General features: G+C 30.8%; 26 protein-coding genes and 2 pseudogenes. 26 read left to right on the top strand and 2 right to left on the bottom strand.

From position 1 onward, the window contains the following. Positions 1 to 163: 163 nt before the first annotated feature. Positions 164 to 274, bottom strand: a pseudogene (locus R7X45_RS03745) (ATP-binding cassette domain-containing protein); the annotation flags it as partial. Next, positions 261 to 2153: a hypothetical protein gene (locus R7X45_RS01555; RefSeq protein ID WP_318055670.1), complete on the bottom strand. Its 1893-nt coding sequence runs from the start codon at positions 2151 to 2153 to the stop codon at positions 261 to 263. The pseudogene R7X45_RS03745 and the gene R7X45_RS01555, both read right to left, overlap by 14 nt. Positions 2154 to 3088: 935 nt before the next feature. Between R7X45_RS01555 and R7X45_RS01560 the strand changes: the two genes are divergently transcribed. The 26 genes and pseudogenes from R7X45_RS01560 to infA all read left to right on the top strand — a co-directional run bounded on the left by R7X45_RS01560 (position 3089) and on the right by infA (position 18884). Then, complete coding sequence (locus tag R7X45_RS01560) at positions 3089 to 4714, top strand: hypothetical protein (RefSeq protein WP_318055671.1); 1626 nt, start codon at positions 3089 to 3091, stop codon at positions 4712 to 4714. Then, entirely contained in the window at positions 4698 to 5981 is a 1284-nt protein-coding gene (locus R7X45_RS01565) for an MFS transporter (protein WP_318055672.1), read from the top strand. Before R7X45_RS01560 ends, R7X45_RS01565 begins: the two co-directional genes overlap by 17 nt. A 307-nt stretch (positions 5982 to 6288) precedes the next feature. Continuing rightward, on the top strand, positions 6289 to 6609 hold the full coding sequence (gene rpsJ, locus R7X45_RS01570) for a 30S ribosomal protein S10 (RefSeq protein WP_029513109.1): 321 nt from the start codon (positions 6289 to 6291) through the stop codon (positions 6607 to 6609). Between the two features lies 1 nt (position 6610). Beyond that, positions 6611 to 7306: a 50S ribosomal protein L3 gene (gene rplC, locus R7X45_RS01575; protein ID WP_129644594.1), complete on the top strand. Its 696-nt coding sequence runs from the start codon at positions 6611 to 6613 to the stop codon at positions 7304 to 7306. Continuing rightward, positions 7299 to 7958, top strand: a complete 660-nt coding sequence (gene rplD, locus R7X45_RS01580) for a 50S ribosomal protein L4 (RefSeq protein ID WP_252262523.1) — start codon at positions 7299 to 7301, stop codon at positions 7956 to 7958. The genes rplC and rplD overlap by 8 nt, the downstream gene beginning before the upstream one ends. Beyond that, positions 7945 to 8427 carry a 50S ribosomal protein L23 gene (gene rplW / locus R7X45_RS01585; RefSeq protein ID WP_318055673.1) on the top strand — a complete coding sequence of 161 codons (483 nt, stop codon included), beginning with the start codon at positions 7945 to 7947 and terminating at the stop codon, positions 8425 to 8427. Before rplD ends, rplW begins: the two co-directional genes overlap by 14 nt. Next, complete coding sequence (gene rplB, locus R7X45_RS01590; protein ID WP_069099475.1) at positions 8427 to 9275, top strand: 50S ribosomal protein L2; 849 nt, start codon at positions 8427 to 8429, stop codon at positions 9273 to 9275. The genes rplW and rplB overlap by 1 nt, the downstream gene beginning before the upstream one ends. Beyond that, positions 9275 to 9550: a 30S ribosomal protein S19 gene (gene rpsS / locus R7X45_RS01595; RefSeq protein ID WP_010321352.1), complete on the top strand. Its 276-nt coding sequence runs from the start codon at positions 9275 to 9277 to the stop codon at positions 9548 to 9550. Before rplB ends, rpsS begins: the two co-directional genes overlap by 1 nt. A 13-nt stretch (positions 9551 to 9563) precedes the next feature. Then, positions 9564 to 9912, top strand: a pseudogene (gene rplV / locus R7X45_RS01600) (50S ribosomal protein L22); the annotation flags it as partial. A gap of 115 nt (positions 9913 to 10027) precedes the next feature. Then, positions 10028 to 10711, top strand: a complete 684-nt coding sequence (rpsC, locus tag R7X45_RS01605; protein ID WP_252262520.1) for a 30S ribosomal protein S3 — start codon at positions 10028 to 10030, stop codon at positions 10709 to 10711. A gap of 2 nt (positions 10712 to 10713) precedes the next feature. Then, on the top strand, positions 10714 to 11124 hold the full coding sequence (rplP, locus tag R7X45_RS01610; RefSeq protein ID WP_010321355.1) for a 50S ribosomal protein L16: 411 nt from the start codon (positions 10714 to 10716) through the stop codon (positions 11122 to 11124). Positions 11125 to 11131: 7 nt separating this feature from the next. After that, the gene (gene rpmC / locus R7X45_RS01615; protein WP_044284056.1) at positions 11132 to 11491 is read left to right on the top strand and encodes a 50S ribosomal protein L29; all 360 of its coding nucleotides are present in this window, start codon (positions 11132 to 11134) and stop codon (positions 11489 to 11491) included. Further along, positions 11481 to 11765 carry a 30S ribosomal protein S17 gene (rpsQ, locus tag R7X45_RS01620; protein WP_129644584.1) on the top strand — a complete coding sequence of 95 codons (285 nt, stop codon included), beginning with the start codon at positions 11481 to 11483 and terminating at the stop codon, positions 11763 to 11765. The genes rpmC and rpsQ overlap by 11 nt, the downstream gene beginning before the upstream one ends. Before the next feature lies 1 nt (position 11766). Further along, positions 11767 to 12135: a 50S ribosomal protein L14 gene (gene rplN, locus R7X45_RS01625; RefSeq protein ID WP_010321358.1), complete on the top strand. Its 369-nt coding sequence runs from the start codon at positions 11767 to 11769 to the stop codon at positions 12133 to 12135. A 3-nt stretch (positions 12136 to 12138) separates the two neighbouring features. After that, the gene (gene rplX, locus R7X45_RS01630) at positions 12139 to 12462 is read left to right on the top strand and encodes a 50S ribosomal protein L24 (RefSeq protein ID WP_044284054.1); all 324 of its coding nucleotides are present in this window, start codon (positions 12139 to 12141) and stop codon (positions 12460 to 12462) included. A 1-nt stretch (position 12463) separates the two neighbouring features. Next, positions 12464 to 13009 carry a 50S ribosomal protein L5 gene (gene rplE, locus R7X45_RS01635; RefSeq protein WP_010321360.1) on the top strand — a complete coding sequence of 182 codons (546 nt, stop codon included), beginning with the start codon at positions 12464 to 12466 and terminating at the stop codon, positions 13007 to 13009. Between the two features lie 46 nt (positions 13010 to 13055). Further along, positions 13056 to 13241 carry a type Z 30S ribosomal protein S14 gene (locus R7X45_RS01640; RefSeq protein WP_010321361.1) on the top strand — a complete coding sequence of 62 codons (186 nt, stop codon included), beginning with the start codon at positions 13056 to 13058 and terminating at the stop codon, positions 13239 to 13241. A gap of 4 nt (positions 13242 to 13245) precedes the next feature. After that, complete coding sequence (gene rpsH / locus R7X45_RS01645) at positions 13246 to 13641, top strand: 30S ribosomal protein S8 (protein ID WP_069098717.1); 396 nt, start codon at positions 13246 to 13248, stop codon at positions 13639 to 13641. A 5-nt stretch (positions 13642 to 13646) separates the two neighbouring features. Next, entirely contained in the window at positions 13647 to 14186 is a 540-nt protein-coding gene (gene rplF / locus R7X45_RS01650; RefSeq protein ID WP_318055674.1) for a 50S ribosomal protein L6, read from the top strand. Positions 14187 to 14188: 2 nt separating this feature from the next. After that, complete coding sequence (gene rplR / locus R7X45_RS01655) at positions 14189 to 14554, top strand: 50S ribosomal protein L18 (RefSeq protein WP_044284050.1); 366 nt, start codon at positions 14189 to 14191, stop codon at positions 14552 to 14554. Position 14555: 1 nt separating this feature from the next. Further along, entirely contained in the window at positions 14556 to 15188 is a 633-nt protein-coding gene (gene rpsE / locus R7X45_RS01660; RefSeq protein WP_318046989.1) for a 30S ribosomal protein S5, read from the top strand. A 184-nt stretch (positions 15189 to 15372) separates the two neighbouring features. Beyond that, complete coding sequence (gene rplO, locus R7X45_RS01665; protein ID WP_044285653.1) at positions 15373 to 15819, top strand: 50S ribosomal protein L15; 447 nt, start codon at positions 15373 to 15375, stop codon at positions 15817 to 15819. Then, positions 15819 to 17240, top strand: coding sequence for a preprotein translocase subunit SecY (gene secY / locus R7X45_RS01670; protein ID WP_044284047.1), 1422 nt, complete (start codon positions 15819 to 15821; stop codon positions 17238 to 17240). The genes rplO and secY overlap by 1 nt, the downstream gene beginning before the upstream one ends. Positions 17241 to 17271: 31 nt before the next feature. Further along, complete coding sequence (locus R7X45_RS01675) at positions 17272 to 17913, top strand: nucleoside monophosphate kinase (RefSeq protein WP_318055675.1); 642 nt, start codon at positions 17272 to 17274, stop codon at positions 17911 to 17913. Further along, positions 17904 to 18656 carry a type I methionyl aminopeptidase gene (gene map, locus R7X45_RS01680; RefSeq protein WP_318055676.1) on the top strand — a complete coding sequence of 251 codons (753 nt, stop codon included), beginning with the start codon at positions 17904 to 17906 and terminating at the stop codon, positions 18654 to 18656. The genes R7X45_RS01675 and map overlap by 10 nt, the downstream gene beginning before the upstream one ends. Further along, complete coding sequence (gene infA, locus R7X45_RS01685) at positions 18657 to 18884, top strand: translation initiation factor IF-1 (protein WP_044285649.1); 228 nt, start codon at positions 18657 to 18659, stop codon at positions 18882 to 18884. Positions 18885 to 18888 lie beyond the last annotated feature (4 nt).

Consider the following 18888-nt stretch of genomic DNA (forward strand, 5'->3'; position numbering starts at 1 on the left):
TGCAAACCATAAAATCTATAAACATAAAATAAAATTTAAATAACAAAAAGTAAGTTATTAAAATTTCCGGTTGTTTCTTCATAAATTAGTAGAAAAAATTAACAAAAGTGGCACAATCAGAATCATAGATAAAAAACTAATTGTTTGAATTTTTCTACTAATTCAGGTTAATGAGAGTAGTTTTCCCAATGCCAGAAGGTCCAACTACAAAGACCAACTCATTAGACGGGATGTCTAAGTTAAAATTTTTAGTTAAATTTTTAATTTTTATCATTTTTAAGTAGCAAATCTATTTGATAAGTCATATAAATAGTTTTAATATTCAAAAAATGTGTTTTACCTATTTTTCTATCAATTTTATCCAAAATATCTTTTTTTAGTAATGAAATAAATTTTTCTAATTTAGTAGAGTCTATTTGGTGATCCAATTTTGATTTAATTGCACTTTGAAATTCAATACACCAAAAAAGATGTTGTAAAAATTCAGTGTTATTTATATTTTTTTCATCAAGATTTTGGTTTATAAATTCGACAATTTCCTTGTTGTCATCTAATTCATTTTTAAAAATAAACTTAATAAATAAGTGAATAAATTTTAAAAAAAATGGAGCATTTTTTTCTAGTTTTGCATTCATAATATTGTCAAAAATTTGCTTGGAAACATTAATTTTTGTCGGCTTGTCTGTATTATAAAAGCTATTTAATACCGCAATTGTTTTAGACAAATAAAAAAAATCAATTGGTTTTTTTACAAATTTACTATAACCAATTATTGTGTTTAAAAAATCTTTTTGACTCTTTAAAAAATCGGGATGAGTCTTAATTGAAAAAAATACATAATTATATAAGTCTGCAAAAAAATCAGGATTATTTTCCGGTTTTTCCATTGTTTGATTAAATAAGGTTTCTATTGTTTGATTTATTTTTTCCACTTGATTATCTTTTTTCTCGCTAAATTCTAAAATCTGTTTTACAAAAATAGTTTTTGTGATATCAGCCTCTTGACGAAACAATCTATTTTCAAGAACATAATCTACAATTTCTTCGCTTTTTTTAAGTAATTCGGGTTCTAAATTTTTATTATTTCCAAAATAATAGTAAAGAAGTACACCGGCATAGTACCGAGTATCACTATCTGTTTTAAAATTTAACAATCAGTTTTTAGTGAACTCATTTATTTTTGACAAATACTCTGAAGAATACTTATAAAAATTCTTGCTAAAGTGGTAAAAACTAAATATTGGATAAAGTAAAATGTCCAATTTTCTTATATTTTCTTCTGTTTCCTGATTTTCAATGATTTGTCTAAAATATTTATCCCATTTTTCAATTAAAATATTTATTGATTTTTGTTTTTCTTTTATAATATCAGAAAAATGATTGTTGCCTAAAGTATTTATTATTGATAAAATCGAGATATATTTTTTCGTGAGTAGTGAATCTTTATTGTCTAGTGATTCGGGATTTTCACTCCCGTTTAACAATACTTCTTCGCTTTCAAAATTCATTTTCTTGAATTCACCCCTAATTCAATCTTTAATATCGAAATATTTTAGAAAATCATGCCCATTTAATTTAAAATAGTAAATATTTCATGCTAAATCTCGAAAGTTATTTTTTATATCAATAAACTGTTTTTTATTTTTGTCATAATATTTTGAAATAAAATTAATAATTTTAGAAAAATTGTTAGACGGATTAATAGCGAAATAAATGTTAATTGATTGACGAATATTAAATAAATCAAAAGTTATTCTTCTTGTCAAGTCAGGTGTGATTTTTAAGGTTGTTTTTACTCTATCGCTCTGATTAATGTTATTCGACATTTTTAAAATTGCTAAAATTTGGTTCGCAGAGTCGTAATTATACTCTAACTGAACTTCACTTTTTAGAGCATAGTCACTCTTTTCTACTCCTTTTTTTAACTCGCCTTCTAAAATAAAGCTGTTTATTTTTTCTAGATTAGAATTAGAAAAAATAGATGCGGATTTTGAATTACTAGTTAATGTTTTAGGTTCAAATCTATTTATTTCAACTTCAACAGGCCTAGTAAGAGCATAATAAATTAAAGGGACACTTATAGCAATTGTTCCCAAACTAGCACCAATAATTGAAAAAATAACTCATTTTTTTGTAAAAATTTTAGGTATCATGACTATTCCTCTAAATTTTGAGATAATTTTGAAACTTTATGAAAAGAAGATTTAGGCAATATATTCGTAACTTTTCCTTCATTGCATTCAGTTCTTGCCAAGTGCCAGTTGCTGAATGTTGTTATTTTTTATTTTCAACCCCAATAGTTTTAATTAATTCTAGCAATTTATGATTATAACTAGTGATTTAACAACAACAACAACAAAACCATTTTAATCAATTAAAACATCTACATTTACACTTGACTTAGATAGAAATCCACCATCAAATTTTACTTAGGTCTAGTGATTTTTTATTTTTTTGTAATTATCATAAATTATCCTTAATAAATTTTTATTTATAAATTAGTGTTAGTCATAATTTTACCATACTAAAGCAAATAATAAAGAACAAAATAAGAAAAATACAAAAATATAATTTTGTTAAAAAATGGTAAAAATTATATTTTTATTCATAGCTATTTTTGCAAACTATAAATATAAAACAAAATATTTAATATTCCCTTCTTTTTCTACTTATTTATGTTTTTTATGTTACAATTTTGACAATTTCAATTACTAATTCAGCAAAATTACAGTTATATTTTAAGTGTTAAGCTAGTTTTTACTTTTTAAAAATCAACAACAAAAGGCAAAAACATGAATTTTGGCGATCGCAAAAATTTTTTTTGATTAAATAGTTTCCCTCAATAATAGTGGCATTTTACCAAAAAAAGTATAAATAAAATCGCAATGAAACGTTAAATTCATTATAATATCATAAAAAGGATCCTAAAAATACGAGCGATATTCAGAAATGATAAAAAATATGCCTTTAAAAACTTCGGTTTTAGTATTTGCCTTGAATGATTATCGCTATTTATAATAAGCGAATCTAATATCCGCAAAGTTGAGTCAATCCCTAGACAAGTAAGTTTGGAAATTTTACCATAAAAATGCAAGAAATTATTAGCCAAATAGCATCGTTAATTAGCAAATTCAATAAAGAAAATAATTTGAATTTGCAAATTTTTCTAAAAGGAAGTTATCTATTTTGAAAGGAAAATTTTATAAGTCGAAAGCCCAACGATTTGGATTTGGGCTTTGTAAATTGTTCCTTTAGTCAACGTCAAGAATTTATTAATTTTATTTTGCAAGAAGAAAATGCTGAATTGATAAAAAAAGACGAAAATTTACAAGTACTTAGAATTAACGGTTTTATTATTGAATTTATAATATTAGAAACAATAAACAAGCAATTTTTAAAAGAATCCCAATACAAAAATCTTTATGAATTAAAGATCAAGTATGCTTTTTTTCAAAAAATTACGATGATAGGTTATGTTCTAAGTCCAGTTTTTCCACATGATTCAAATAAAAAAATGCTAAGTATAATTGATGATTTGAACATTTCTTGAAATATACTAAGTAAAAATCCAGACAACATTAATTATCAAAGCGAAAAAAATTTCTTTCAAAATAGTCTATGAAATAGCTTCTTTATTTATTGGTTTTATAATTATGACAAAATGCTTGATAAATATTTTGATTTTTTAAAATTAAAAAGCTACAATAATTATTTTGACCAATCCTTAAAAAATTATATCTATAATTTTTTAACTTTTATAAAAGAACAATTTAAAGACAATTTAAATTTTTTTGACAAAATACTAAAAAACAAGCTAATTTATACAAATATGATGTTAAATTTTTTGAATTTTCCATCAATTCCAGGTTTTGAAAAAAAGTATATTGAAAAATTGTTTGCTGATAATATTCATAAAAAAACAAACGGTGGTTATTTATCAAAAAATAATAAGAATAACAATGTTTTATTTATAAATCACAGTGATGAAGTTGGCGGTATTGCAATAGCTGGTGAGGTTTTTAATCAAGGAAAAACTTATTTTGACTCAGGTGTTTTTGAAATATTTGACCAGAATTCAGAAAAAATTAATGAAATTTCTTGTGTCAAAGTTGACAATTTAGTTTTTTCTGAAGAAAAAAGTGCAAAAATAAATCGACCTAATTTAAAGTGCCTTGGAATCCCTGAAAATGGAATTTACCAAGTTTTACCCAAAAGTGAGGTAAAAATTTCCGGATTTACTATCTTTTCGCGAAATCAAGATAATAAAATTTCTAACATATTAACTAGAATTCTTTTGGATATTGACAAAAATTTTGATATTCTTTTGACAACAAAAGCGGAAATTCAACTACAAGGAACAAAAGATTTTTTTGTTACTAATCAAGTTAAAAAATACAAATTTTTGGTCAATATTGATGTCTGTGAGGACCAAAATTGAAATAATGAAGGTATAAAAATAAGAGTAGCTGATACTTTCACAGCACATAATATTGTTTTTTATAACAAAATTGTCGAAATTTTTCAAAAAAATAACATTCCTTTTAAACCTTATTTTAGTTCAGGCTCAACTGATATTACTAATTTTCAAAATCAAAACGCCATAACTTTATCAATTCCGGTGTCAAAAATATATTCTAACTCCTCGATGTCACTAATAAAAAATTTTTTCTTTTTGCTTTGAATTTGCAAGGAAATAAATGACAATATTTTTTAAAAATTCAATCAAATTTACTAGTTCACTTAGCACTTCACTTATAGGTTCGGAAGCTTTTAAGTTTAGTTCGTCTTTATACATATTTAAAATTACAGGCGATTTTTGGCTTGTTACAATTTTATATTTGTTAATTCAAATACCTAATTTGGTAGTTTATTTATTTAGTAGCAAAATTGTCCAAAAGTGAAAAAATGACAAAATTATTTTATTAATTTCAGATATTTTGAGTGTTTTTTGTTTAGCTTTTTTGTTAATTATTTTCTTTAGTCTGGTTGATAGTCAAATTTTTACCTTTTCAATAATATTAATTTTAGTTAATACATTGCTTGGTTTTATCCATGCTTTTCGATTTATTTATTTGAAAAACATTGTTTATTATTTAGCAAATAATGAAAAACAGATGCAAAATATTAATGTTTTTTCCTCTTTTGCAACAGCAATGGGGTTTTTAATTTCGGCAGTATTTGCCTTAGTTATTTACTCTAGACTTGATTTTTATTGAATGGTTTTGTTTAATATGGGTACCTATTCAATTTCAGGTTTCCTTTATTTTTGGCTGAAATTAAATGCAAAAAAATTTGATTTTGCCCTTAGTCAGCAAGAAAATTTCAAAGAAAATGACAAAAAAATTTCGACTTATAAATGAGTTTTTGTCTTAGCCGGCCATTTTATTGTTGCAATTTTCTTTTTGCCAAGAACAACGCTATTTCCACCAGTTTTTAAATATATTAACTCTCAAAGTCAAGTTGAACTTTTTAATTACCAACAATTAGCAACGTGATTCAATATTGGCTTTTCGTTTGCTTCAGTTTTAGGAACAATCGTTAGTTTTTTAATATTAAATAAAACAAGAAAAAAAATTAGCATTATTTGACTTTTGGTTGGCCTTTTAATATTAGGTTGAATTTGACCTTTTGTTGCTTTTATCAAAAATTTAAATGTTCAATTTTATTCATATATGATAATTACTAGTTTTAATCAGTTTATATTTTCGTTGTTTTTCCCAACTTTTTCCAGTTTGTCATATTTATTTTTTAGCAAAGAAAAATTCCATGTCCAAAACGGAATTTCACTAGTAACTAGAGCGATTTTTTACACTTTAGTTACAATTGCTACAACCGCAACTTTTATTTATCTTTCATTTTACTTTTCATTTTTAATATTTATGGTTCTCATCTCAGTTTTGGGCTTGATAGTCATTTTTAGCTATTGAAAAATTAAAAAATTAACTATTAAAAAAGTTAAAATCAAAACTACAAAAAGCTAGAAAACCTATAAATTCTTATATTAATTTAGAAAAAATCATTTTTTGTCTTTTGTTTTAAGGGATTTGCATGTATAATAAATAAGCATTTATTCGAAGAAAAGTTTTCTTATTTTTTGCTTTGGTAAAATTTCTCTAAAAAATATTTACAAAGATAAGAAAATTTTTCCTTTTTTTGTTATAATTAATCTTTACATTGTAAGGACTATGAAACATAAGGTTGCAATACACGAGAAGGAGTTGTTTTTGTGTATTGGTTTTTATGTAGAGTCCGTTCAAAAATATGAACAGGAGCAACTCACTTATTTTTATGAGCACAACATCAATAAAAATTAAGTTCAAATCGTTTGACCACCGTCAAATTGATGCTGCTGCTAAAAAAGTTATTCTTTTAGCACGTGAACTTAATGTCGAGACATGTGGCCCGGTACCGCTGCCAACTTCAAGAGCGATTTATACAATTTTGAGATCTGTCCACGTTAATAAAAAATCTCGTGAACAATTTGAAAGTCGCACTCACAAACGGCTAGTAATTTTAAAAGTTTCGCCAAACAATCAAAAAGCAGTTACAGAAAAAATTTCACGAACACAATTGCCAGCTGGCGTTTGATTAGAAATCGAGGTAAATTAAAATGAAAGGAATTTTAGGTAGAAAAATTGGAATGACGCAACTTTTTACAGTTGAAGGTATTTCAATTCCTGTTAGCGTCATTGAAGTTCCTGAAAACATAGTTACAAAAATTCTTACTAAAGAAAAAGATAACTATGAGGCAATTCAGCTCGGTGTCTTTGACAAAAAGCAATCAGCTCACAAAAAACCTGAACTAGGTCATTTTGCAAAAGCTGATACTAAACCGAAAAAATTTGTTCGTGAATTCCGTGATTTTCCAGGTTTAAAACTAGGTCAAAGCATTAATGTTTCAATTTTTAGCGCAGGTGAATTTGTTGATGTAATTGGAACTTCAAAAGGAAAAGGTTTTGCCGGTCCAATTAAACGTCACAATCAAGCAATCGGACCTAGATCTCACGGTGGTGGGGGTGGTTCAAAACCAATTCGTCAAACTGGTTCACTTGGAGATATTTCCGGAAACAAAGTTGTTAAAGGAATGACAATGCCAGGACGTCTTGGACATTCTCGGGTAACTAAACAGTCACTTGAAATTGTCAAAGTTGATCAGGAAAATAATTTATTAATAGTAAAAGGTTCAATTCCTGGCCCAAAAAAATCATTTGTTATGATAAGAACCGCAATTAAAAAATCAACTTCTAAAACTCCCATTAATCTTTTTGAAGTTAGTCCCAAAGATCAGGAGTTAAAACATGAATAAAAACACACCAATTTCAATTCAGAGCGCAAAATACGAAAATATTGTTAAATTTAACCCTGATAAAGCTCTTCCAGAAGTTTTATTTGAAAAAAGAGAACTAAAAACTCAAGCTATTTTTGACTCAATTTTGGCCGAAAGAGCCTCACGTCGTTTTTCAACTCACAAAGTTAAAAACCGTGGTGAAGTTTCAGGGACAGGTAAAAAACCTTGAAAACAAAAATCAACCGGGAAAGCCCGTGCTGGATCAAGAAGATCACCAATTTTTGTTGGCGGGGGTCGCGCTTTTGGACCGACAACTTTAAGAAATTACACTCTAAAAGTAAACAAAAAAGTAAAAAAACTAGCTTTTGTTGGCGCCCTTTCCCAACTAGCCCAAAATCACCAAGTTTTAGTAAATGATTTTTCAATGGACAAAATTTCAACCAAACTTCTTGTAGAACAGTTAAAAACCTTTAAAATTGATAAACTTCGTCACATTTTAATCGCATCAACTGATACAAATTTATTTTTATCAGCAAGAAATTTACCAAATGTCGAGTTAGTAAAACCTAATTCAATAACAGTTGAATCACTAGTAAAAACTGATTTGTTAATCATTTCCGAAAATGATATTGCAAGTCTTAAAAAAAGGATTGAAGATGAACGTAAATAATATTATTAAAGGTCCAATTTTAACTGAAAAATCCTACCAGTTAATGTCTCAAGGAGTTTATTCTTTTAAAGTAAGTCCGACAACAAATCGTTCTGAGACAAAAAAAGCTGTTGAATACATTTTTAATGTCAAAGTTGAAAAAGTTAATATTTTCACTGTTCCAAAAAAAGAAAAAAAACTAGGAAAATCACGTGGTTTTAGTACTAAATATAAAAAAGCATTTGTAAAATTAAAACCAGGATACACAATTAATCTTTTTGAGGACGAGACTCCAGCTGCAGCAAGCATTGACCAAACCAACAAAGACCAACAAGAATTTAGTCAACAAATTGAAGAAAAAAGAGCCGAGCTAGAGCAAAAAAATCAAGAAATAGCCCAAAAACTTGCAAAAAAACAGGCAGCCGAAAGTCAAAAAACTGAGGAAAATCAGCCCGAAAACCAAACTAACGAACAAGGAGAGACAAACTAATGGCGCTTAAATATTATAAACCAACAACAAACGGCCGTCGCCATATGTCTTCACTTGATTTTGGCGCAAATTTAACAACAAACAAACCCGAAAAGTCTTTGCTTGTTACTTTAAAAAAACATTCAGGCCGTAATGCTCAAGGTAAAATTACCGTTAGACACCAAGGTGGACGCCACAAAAGAAAATACCGTCTAATTGATTTTAAAAGAAATAAAGACAATATTCCTGCAATTGTAAAAACAATTGAATATGACCCAAATCGTTCAGCAAATATTGCGCTTGTTTCTTATATTGACGGTGAAAAACGTTACATTTTAGCACCTAAAAATCTAAAAGTAGGACAAAAAATTTCTTCGGGTCCTGAGGCTGATATTCTTGTTGGAAATTGCCTACCGCTTAAAAATATTCCTGAGGGTACTTTTGTTCACAATCTCGAACTCCATCCAGGAGCAGGGGGTCAGCTAATTCGTTCAGCCGGAACTTGAGCCCAAATTCAAGGTCGCGATGAAAGCGGAAAATACGTTATTCTCAAACTAAAATCAGGAGAATACCGTCGAATTTTATCTACTTGCCGGGCAACTGTTGGTGTAGTTGGAAATGAAGAAAATTCACTTGTTAACATCGGAAAAGCAGGAAGAAATCGTCACAAAGGAATTAGACCAACCGTTCGGGGATCAGTAATGAATCCAAATGATCACCCACATGGAGGTGGAGAAGGTAAACAACCAATTGGACGTAAAACTCCGCTTACTCCTTGAGGTAAAAAAGCACTTGGAGTTAAGACAAGAAATCCTAAAAAAGCTTCAACTAAATTGATAATCCGTTCAAGAAAGGAATCTAAAAAATAATGGCTCGTTCACTTAAAAAAGGTCCATTTGCTGATGAGCATCTTCTTAAAAAAGTTGATGATGCAATTATGAAAAATTCACGCAAACCAATTAAGACTTGATCACGCCGGTCAACTATTTTTCCCCAGTTTGTTGGTCTAACTTTTTTGGTCCACAATGGCAAAATTTTTAACGAAGTTTATGTTACTGATGATATGGTAGGCCACAAATTAGGTGAGTTTTCACCAACAAGAACTTATTATGGGCATGGAAAAGACAAGGCTAAAAAGAAATAAAAGGACAGTATAAATGAATTTAGAAAACAATAATTATGCAGTTGCTTCTTTAAAAACCCAAAGAATTTCTGCCTCAAAAGCACGCCTTGTTGCTAATTTAGTTAAAAATAAACCTGTCTTTGAAGCCCTTTCAATTTTAGCCCATACTAATAAAAAAGCATCACCAATTTTTCGAAAACTAATTAATTCTGCCATTGCCAATGCAATTAATAATCATGGTCTTGAACAAGCAAATTTAGTTGTAAAATCAGCGATTGTTAATGAAGGTCCAACGCTAAAACGTTTTCGTCCACGGGCAAAAGGATCAGCAAGTCAAATTCTTAAAAGAACTTCTCACTTCAAAGTCGTTCTTGCAGCACTAGACAACAGTCAAGATTCAAATAATTTTGAGACTTTTGACTCTGAAAGTACAACTTCTGCTGAAGTTTTACCAGAAACTAACAATCAAGACTTAAATCCAAAACAAGGAGAAAAATAATGGGACAAAAGGTAAATCCAAATGGTTTCCGTTTTGGAATAACAAGAGCTCATAATGCAATTTGGTATGCAGACAAAAATAAATTTGCCACTAATTTGTTAGAAGATGTTAAAATTCACCGTTTTTTTGAAAAATTAACTCGTGAATACCAAATTGGAAACACAATAATTCGTCGTGATCGCAATAATGCAATTACTGTTTTAGTCTATACAGCAAGACTTGGTTCATTTCTTGGATCTTCAGGCGAAAATCTGAAAAAAATTGTTGAACAACTGAAAAAAACTCTTAAAAACCGTAAAATTGTTTTACACATTGATGCAATTGAAATCACAAATCCTGAATTAAATGCAAAATTAATGGCTGAAACTATCGCCCAAAAACTTGAACAACGTGGATCCTACCGAATTGCCCAAAAATTTGCAATTCGAACCGCACTAAAAGCGGGTGCAAAAGGGGTAAAAACACTTGTCTCTGGTCGTCTTAATGGTGTTGAAATGGCTCGTTCTGAAGGATATGCCGAAGGTGAAATGAAATTGCACACTTTACGTCAAAATGTTGAATATGCAACTGCAATTGCAAAAACAACTTACGGAATTTTGGGCGTTAAAGTTTGAGTATCACTTGGTGAAACCAGACAAAAAATTGATATTGAATCTGTCATAAGAAGTGATAAAAGGAGATAAAAATGTTGCAACCAAAAAAAACTAAGCACCGTAAAACTTTCCGTCTTTATCACGATAAACGGGAAGCACACTCAGGAAATTTTTTAGCCTTTGGTGACTATGGACTTCAAGCCGTTGGCTCAGCTTGAATTTCTGCAGCCCAAATTGAAGCTGCCCGTATTGCAATTACAAGAAGAATGGGACGTGAAGGTCAAGTTATTATTCGAATTTTTCCACATTTGTCCTTAACTTCTAAGCCAATTGGAGTTAGAATGGGATCTGGAAAAGGTTCAGTTGATCGTTGAGTCGCTGTTGTTAAGAAAAATACAATGATGTTTGAAATTAAAGGTGTAAAAGACGATGTTGCTCGTGATGCACTTCGACTTGGTGGGCATAAATTACCACTAAAATGAAAAATAGTAACTATATCTTAGGAAAACAATGGAATATAAAGAACTTTTAAAAAAAACACCAAGCGAACTTAACTCTCTTCTTCTTGAATACCGTTCTGAATTATTTACTTTAAGATTTAAAAATCAAAGTTCAAATTTAGACCAAACTCATAAAATCAGCCAGATTCGTAAAATAATTGCCCGAATTTTAACAATTCTTTCTGAGCAAAAATTAGCCCAAAGTCCAAAGCCAAAAAAACTCACCAAAAAGCAAAAAAAAGCGCAAAAAGTCGTATTTGCAAAATCGCCAAAATCAATCAAAGCCCATTTTAATGCACATATCAAGCCGCTTTTAGCCCCAAAAATTCAAACAAAACCAGCAGAAATGAGTAGCCAAAATGAACAATAATTTAGAAAAAATTCCCCAAAAGCGTAATCTTCGTAAAACACTGCAAGGAAAAGTGATTCGCACTTCTGAAAAAACAATAATGGTTTCTGTTGAGACAGCTTACAAACATAAACTTTATGGAAAACGGTTCAAAAAAACAAAGAAATTTGCAACTCATGACCAAGCAGGAACAGCAAATGTTGGTGATTTTGTTAAAATTGCAGAATGCCGTCCAATTTCAAAAACAAAACATTTCCGTCTAGTTGAAGTTTTACAAAAAAAAGGAGAAGTCTAAAATGGTTCAAGAACAATCTCGTTTAAATGTTGCTGACAATTCGGGCGCAAAAATTGTTGGTGTAATCAGAAATTTAGGTGGATCTGTTAAAAAAACTTCAAATATTGGCGACATTGTTGTAGTTTCTGTTAAAAAAGCAATTCCTAACGGAATGCTCAAAGAAGGACAAGTAGTAAAAGCACTAATTGTCCGTTCAACATACGGTCTTCGTCGTCCAAATGGTTCACATATAAAATTTGATGACAATGCAGTTGTAATTATCAAAGAGGATGGAACCCCAAGAGGAACACGTGTTTTTGGGCCAATTGCCAGAGAAATCCGTGAAAAAGGTTACCTAAAAATCGCTTCACTGGCGCAGGAGGTTCTCTAAAAAATGCAAAAAATTCGTAAAAATGATTCAGTTGTAGTTTTATCTGGCGATGACAAAGGTAAAGTTTCATCTGTCCTTGAAATAATTCCTGCCAAAAACGCGGCAATTGTTAAAGATGTAAACATTAAAACAAAACACCGTAAACCTTCAAATCAAAACACAAAAGGTGAAATTGTCACTTATGAGGCACCAATTTTACTTTCAAAACTAGCACTTGTTGCCAAAAAAGCTGGAAAAGATAAGCCAGCTGTTCCAACTCGTGTTGGTTTTAAAGTCGAAAATGGTAAAAAAACCCGAATTGCAAAAAAAACAGGAAAGGCTATTTAGTATGACAAAGCTTCAAGAGCACTATCGTGATAATGTTTTTGGCCAACTAAAAGACCATTTTAATTTCAAATCTCCTTCTGAAGTTCCCAAAATTGTAAAAGTTGTCGTTAATATGACTGCCGGAAATCAAGTAACAAATGCAAAAGCAATTGAAGCTGTTCTTGATGATCTAGCAAACATTACTGGTCAAAAACCGTATAAAACAGTGGCAAAAAAATCACTTGCAACTTGAAAACTTCGTCAAGGAATGCCAGTTGGTGGAAAAGTTACTCTCCGTCGTGAACAAATGTGGAATTTTCTTTCAAAAGTTCTCAATATTGCAATTCCTCGTATTCGTGATTTTCGTGGTCTTTCACCTAAGTCTTTTGATGGCAAAGGAAATTTTGCCCTTGGTTTTAAAGAATCAATCGTTTTTCCCGAGATAACTTTTGATAAAATCACAAAAATTCGCGGACTTGATGTAATAATAGTAACAAGTGCAAAAAATAATGAGCAAGCCTTAAAACTTCTTGAATTATTAGGCTTTCCTTTTGCGAAAAAAAGTTAATTTTTTCGCAAAAAATTAAAAATTTTTTAGGTTAAAGGATAAATCTATGGCAAAAATGTCGTGAAAAGTCAAAGCAAATCGGGCTCCTAAATTCAAAGTTCGTGCCTATACTCGTTGTCAGTTGTGTGGCCGTTCTCATTCAGTTTTAAGAAAATTCCGTATTTGCCGTATTTGTTTTCGTACTTTGGCTCACCAAGGACGAATTCCTGGAATTAAGAAAGCGAGTTGGTAAAATTATGGCTTTTATAACAGATCCAATTGCTGATATGCTAACCCGAATTCGGAATGCAACAATCAGAAAACACAAACAAGTATCATTTCAGCACTCAAAAATTAAAGCAAAAATGTTAGAAATTATTAAAGAAGCTGGATATATCAAAGATTTCCAAATTGAAGGCGAGCTTAAAAAAACAATAACTGTTGAGCTTAAATACAAAGGAACTACCTCATCAATTTCTGGACTCAAAAGAATTTCTAAACCTTCGCTTCGCGTTTATGCTCCTGCCCAAAAAATTCCTTTTGTCCAATCTGGCTACGGAATTGCAATTTTATCAACTTCAAAAGGGCTCTTAACTGATTCACAAGCAAGAAAGGAAAATGTCGGCGGTGAAATTATCGCCTACATTTGGTAAAAAATATGTCACGTGTCGGTAATCGTGTTTTAATTATTCCTGAAAAAGTTAGTGTTGAAATTAATGGCTCAAATGTTAAAATTCAAGGTCCGCTTGGTATTTTAGAGCGCCAATTTTCTGATTTAATTACAATACTTCAAGAAAACAATACACTAAAGACAATCAGAAAATCTGAAGAAAAACAAGTAAAACAGCTTCATGGAACAACAAATTCTCACCTTAGTGGAATGCTAATTGGTGTCTCAAAAGGTTTTCAAAAAGAACTTAAAATTAAAGGGGTTGGGTATAAGGCAACACTAAAAGAAAAAGTTATTGAACTTTTAGTTGGCTATTCTCATCCCGTTGAACTCAAAGTTCCAGGCGAACTTGATGTTTTAGTACCAAATGCAACAACTATTGTAATTAAAGGGATTGACAAACAAAAAGTTGGTCAATTTAGCGCCCAAATTCGTCAAGTTCGCCGGCCAAATCCTTATTCAGGCAAAGGAATTTCCTATAGTAACGAAATTCTTAAACTCAAAGAAGGGAAAAAAGCTTCTAAATAATTATGCAAAAATCACGTAATTTTCACCGAAAAGCAAAACATGTCCGTATTTTGAAAAAACTTAGTCCTTCGCACCAAGAGCAAAAAAAATACCGGATTGGCGTATATAAATCTTTACGTCATTTTTATGCTTATATTTTTGATCCTTGAAAAAATCAAGTTATCCTTTCGGTTTCAACACTTGATAAATCTGATAAATACAGCGGAAATATCCAAGCTGCAAGTAATTTAGCCCCTGAATTATACGCTAAATTAAAAGAGCTTAAATTGGAAGAAAATCCTTTTGTTTTTGACCGAAGCGGTTATTTATATCATGGTCGCATTAAAGCTTTTGCCGAATCATTAAGAGCCCAAGGAGTAAAATTCTAAAATGGATACAAATCTTCAAAATAAACCTGTACAGCAAAAAACAAATCAAAACAGTCAAAATCAAAAACAACTCTCTCCAAAAGAAGCAAGCCGTCAACAACGTCCACGTGCTCAGCGTCAAAAACCAAAAGAAAAAAATTTTCGCCCTGAGTTTGAAGAGAGAATAATTTCAGTTGCCCGGGTAACTAAAGTTGTAAAAGGTGGACGCCGTTTTTCTTTTAGTGCCTTTGCCGTTGTTGGAAATAAAAAAGGAAAAGTTGGACTAGGACACGGAAAAGCTAACGAAGTGCAAGACTCAATTCGTAAAGCCGTTAAAGACGCCCAAAACCGTCTTGTGACTGTGCCAATTTACCGAAGATCAACTGTTCCTCACGAGATAAATGCTAAATATTCAGCCTCAAAAATTCTCATCAAACCAGCCCCAAGAGGAAAAGGAATTGTTGCTTCAAATACCGTGCGTGCTGTTGTTGAACTTGCTGGATATACCGATATTTATACAAAAACTTACGGATCAAGAACAAAAATTAACGTTGTGCGCGCAACTCTCAAAGCGCTTTTAGGACTTAAAACTATTAATCAAATAGCTGAACTTCGTGATCTTAATCCTTCACAAGTTTTAGCCCAAAAAAAATAACTTTTGCTTTACAAATTCATAAATTTTTCCCTTTATTAAAAAAATAGCAAAAAATCTTGTAATTTTTAGTGCCTGCAAGGTAAAATTTAGGCACTAAAAATTGCTTAAAACTTTTTTTCATTTTTTTTGAAAAAAAGTTTTAAAATAAAGTATAATAATATAACTTAAAAAAATAGGAACAAACATGGCAATAAGACTTGAAAATTTAACTTATACCCCTGGTGCAAGAACAAAAAAACACCGTAAAGGGCGTGGGCATGCTGCTGGAAAAGGTAAACAAGCCGGTAGAGGTCAATCTGGACAAAAAAAACGTTCAACTGTTCGTCTTGGCTTTGAAGGTGGTCAAAACCCTTGATTTCGTCGTGTGCCAAAAATTGGTTTCCGCAATTTTAACTCAAAAAAATATGAAATCTTTAATCTAGCCGATCTTGAAAGCCGTTATCAAGATGGTGATAAAGTTAGTCTTGAGTCACTTTATCTTAAAGGTGTACTTAAAAAACGTAATTTGCCAGCCAAATTACTTGCAAAAGGTGAGTTAACAAAAAAACTTTTTGTAACAACAAATGCTTATTCTGAAGCGGCATTAGTTAAAATTGAAGAGCTCGGCGGTTCAATAACTGAGGTAAACTAGTGAGCAAACTTTTTGCTAAACTTTGAGAGAAAACAAATTCTGGATATATAAGTCTCAAAAATTATATCCAACTTGTTTATAAAGAAAAAGTTCTTGCCCGCAAAATAATTTTTACATTTTTTTTATTAGTAATTTTTATTGTTTGTGGTACAATTACTATTCCTGGGCTCAGGTTGCTGCAATTTCAAATTGATACCAACTCATTTTTAGGTATCATTAATACCGTCGGTGGTGGCGGGTTACTTAATTTTTCAGTTGTTGCCTTAGGCATCAGCCCTTTTATTACGTCGTCTTTGTTCATGCTTATTGCTCAGACAAAGATTTTCCCGCCAATTCATCGACTTTCCCAGTCTGGTCCTGCCGGAAGAAGAAAAATCAATATAATTACAAGATTTTTGACTCTTCTTGTTGCGCTTATTCAGGCGATTGTTTTAATTCGCACCGTTATTCTTAATGAAAGTTTTGGCTTTGTTCGTTTAGAGATTACTAGCGCTGGATATGTTTGATTTGTTTTACCCTTAATTTTAGTCGCTGGTTCTTTGTTTTCCTTGTTTTTAGCCGAACAGATAACCGATAAAGGTGTAGGAAACGGGACTTCGTTATTAATTTTTTCGGGAATAATTGTTGGTCTTCCCCAACGTTTTCGTCATGCTTTTGAGTATTTAGTCGATCTTTCTTCCCCTTCTTCATTAATAACACAAGTTCTTAGTTTTATCCTTTATATTGTTGCATTTTTGGCTATTTTATTTATATCAGTTTATGTTTATTTGGCCGAGAGAAAAATCCCAATTCAACAAACTGGTTCAGGAATGTCCAAAAACATTAAAGAAATATCGGTTTTACCTTTAAAACTAAATCCAGCCGGAATTATGCCAGTAATTTTTGCGTTAATTGTTGTTTCAATCCCTTCACTTTTGACCGGATTTTTTGACCGAAACACTTCAGCTGCCCGTAATTGAATCGATAATAATTTGCAAATTCATCATCCAATTGGTCTTAGTATATTTATTGTATGTAATATTATTTTTAGCATTATTATGTCGCTTCAGCAATCACGGATTGATAAAATTTCCCAGGATTTTGCAAAAAATTCAACTTTTATCCCTGGTATTCGTCCTGGTGAGCAAACTGAAGATTATTTAATTGGTGTTATTCTTCGAATTTCAGTATTTAGTGCTATTTATTTGACTTTTCTTGGAATTTTTCAGCCAATTGCGATAATGTTAGGTCTACCTTCGGCAATAACTTTTTCAGGAACTTCGATAATAATTTTAGGAACAACTGCTCTTGAGACTATATCGCAAATTAAAGCACGTTATGGCGCGCAAAAAGTACTAAAACAAACAAAAAAAATCCGCAAAAATCTTACATATAAACAAGATTCTTCTTCTGCAAAGTCAAGTCGTGATTTATTATGGTAAAAAATTAAAAAAAGGTCTTAAAAATTTAACAATGTCATTATCTAATTCAAAAATTCTTTTAATTGGCGCCCCTGGTTCAGGAAAAGGTAGTATTTCAAAAATTCTAGTTGACAAGTTTAAATTAGTTCATATTTCTACTGGTAATCTTTTCCGTGAAAAAATTGAAAAAGATCGTGATTTTGCCGAGAAAATTCAAAACTATGTTAAAAATGGCCTATATGTTCCTGATGAAATTACTAATGATTTATTGTCAAATTTTATCAGTCAACTCCCGCCGCAAACTGGTTATATTCTTGATGGCTACCCGCGAACATTAAATCAGCTCAATTTTATGAACGAAAATAAAATTGATGTTGACAAAGTTTTTTACCTCCAAATTGAGCCAGAGACAATAGTTAGCCGTCTTTCTCAACGTTTGTTTTGCAGTAAATGTCAAAAATCATATAATTTACTACTGGCAAAACCAAAAGTAGAAAATACATGCGACATTGATGGTGAGCCTTTATTTACCCGGCCAGATGATCGTCCTGAAATTGTTAAGCTTCGAATTGAAAAATTTAATGAATCTGTAAGCCCAATTGTTGATTTTTATGAAAAACATGGTAAAATTTATTACTTAAATGTTGAGCGAAGCTTAGATGAAATTGTTAGTGAAATTGAAAAATGTCTCTAATTAAAACAGAATTTGAAATTGAGCAACTAAAAATAGCCGGTAAACTCCTGGCAGAAGTCAAGAAAAAAATTTATGACTTTGTAAGACCAGGAATCTCTTTAAAAGAAATTGATGCCATCGCTTTTGATGAGATTATTGCTAGAGGCGCCAAACCAGCATTTTTAAATTATCATGGTTTTCCGGCAACTATTTGTATAAGTGTTAATGAAATCCTCATTCATGGTATTCCAAATGACTACATTCTTCAAGAAGGTGATTTGGTTTCCGTTGATTTAGGACTATCTTATAATGGTTTTTTTGCCGATAGTGCTTTTAGTAAATCACTTGGCCCAAATGCTGAAAATGAAAAACTAATAAAATGTGCTGAAGAAGCTTTTTTTGCCGGATTTGAGGCAATCAAGCCAGGAGCAACAACAGGGGACATTGGTTTTGCTATCAGTCAAGTAATAAGATCTTACGGATTTTTTACCCCTGTTGAATTTTGTGGGCATGGTATTGGCAAAAAATTGCACGAAAATCCTAATATTTTCAATTTTGGCGTTCCGGGCAGAGGAAAAAAAATACAAAATAATATGGTAATTTGTATTGAGCCAATGATCGTCCAGAGTTCTCCGCGAATAAAAATTTTAAAAGACGGATGATCGGTACAGTCAAATGATGGTAAAAAAACTTCCCATTATGAACAAATGATTTTAATTCAAGACGGGAAGGGAATAATACTAACAGAAATGGATCAAAAATAGATGCAAAATTCTTCAAAAGAACAAAAATTATTATTTCAAGGTAAAATATCACACGTTTTTAACTCTCAAGAATATGAAGTAACTCTTGAAAACGGGGTAAAATTAAACTGTCATATTGCTGGGAAAATGAAACTTCACCATATTAAAATTATTTTAGGCGACAGCGTTAAGGTTGAAATGTCACCTTATGATCTTTCAAAAGGAAGAATTGTTTACCGCTTTAAATAATTTT

The organism is Mesomycoplasma ovipneumoniae, from assembly GCF_033343935.1.
In the GTDB taxonomy this organism is placed as follows: Bacteria; Bacillota_I; Bacilli_A; order Mycoplasmatales; family Metamycoplasmataceae; genus Mesomycoplasma; species Mesomycoplasma ovipneumoniae_G.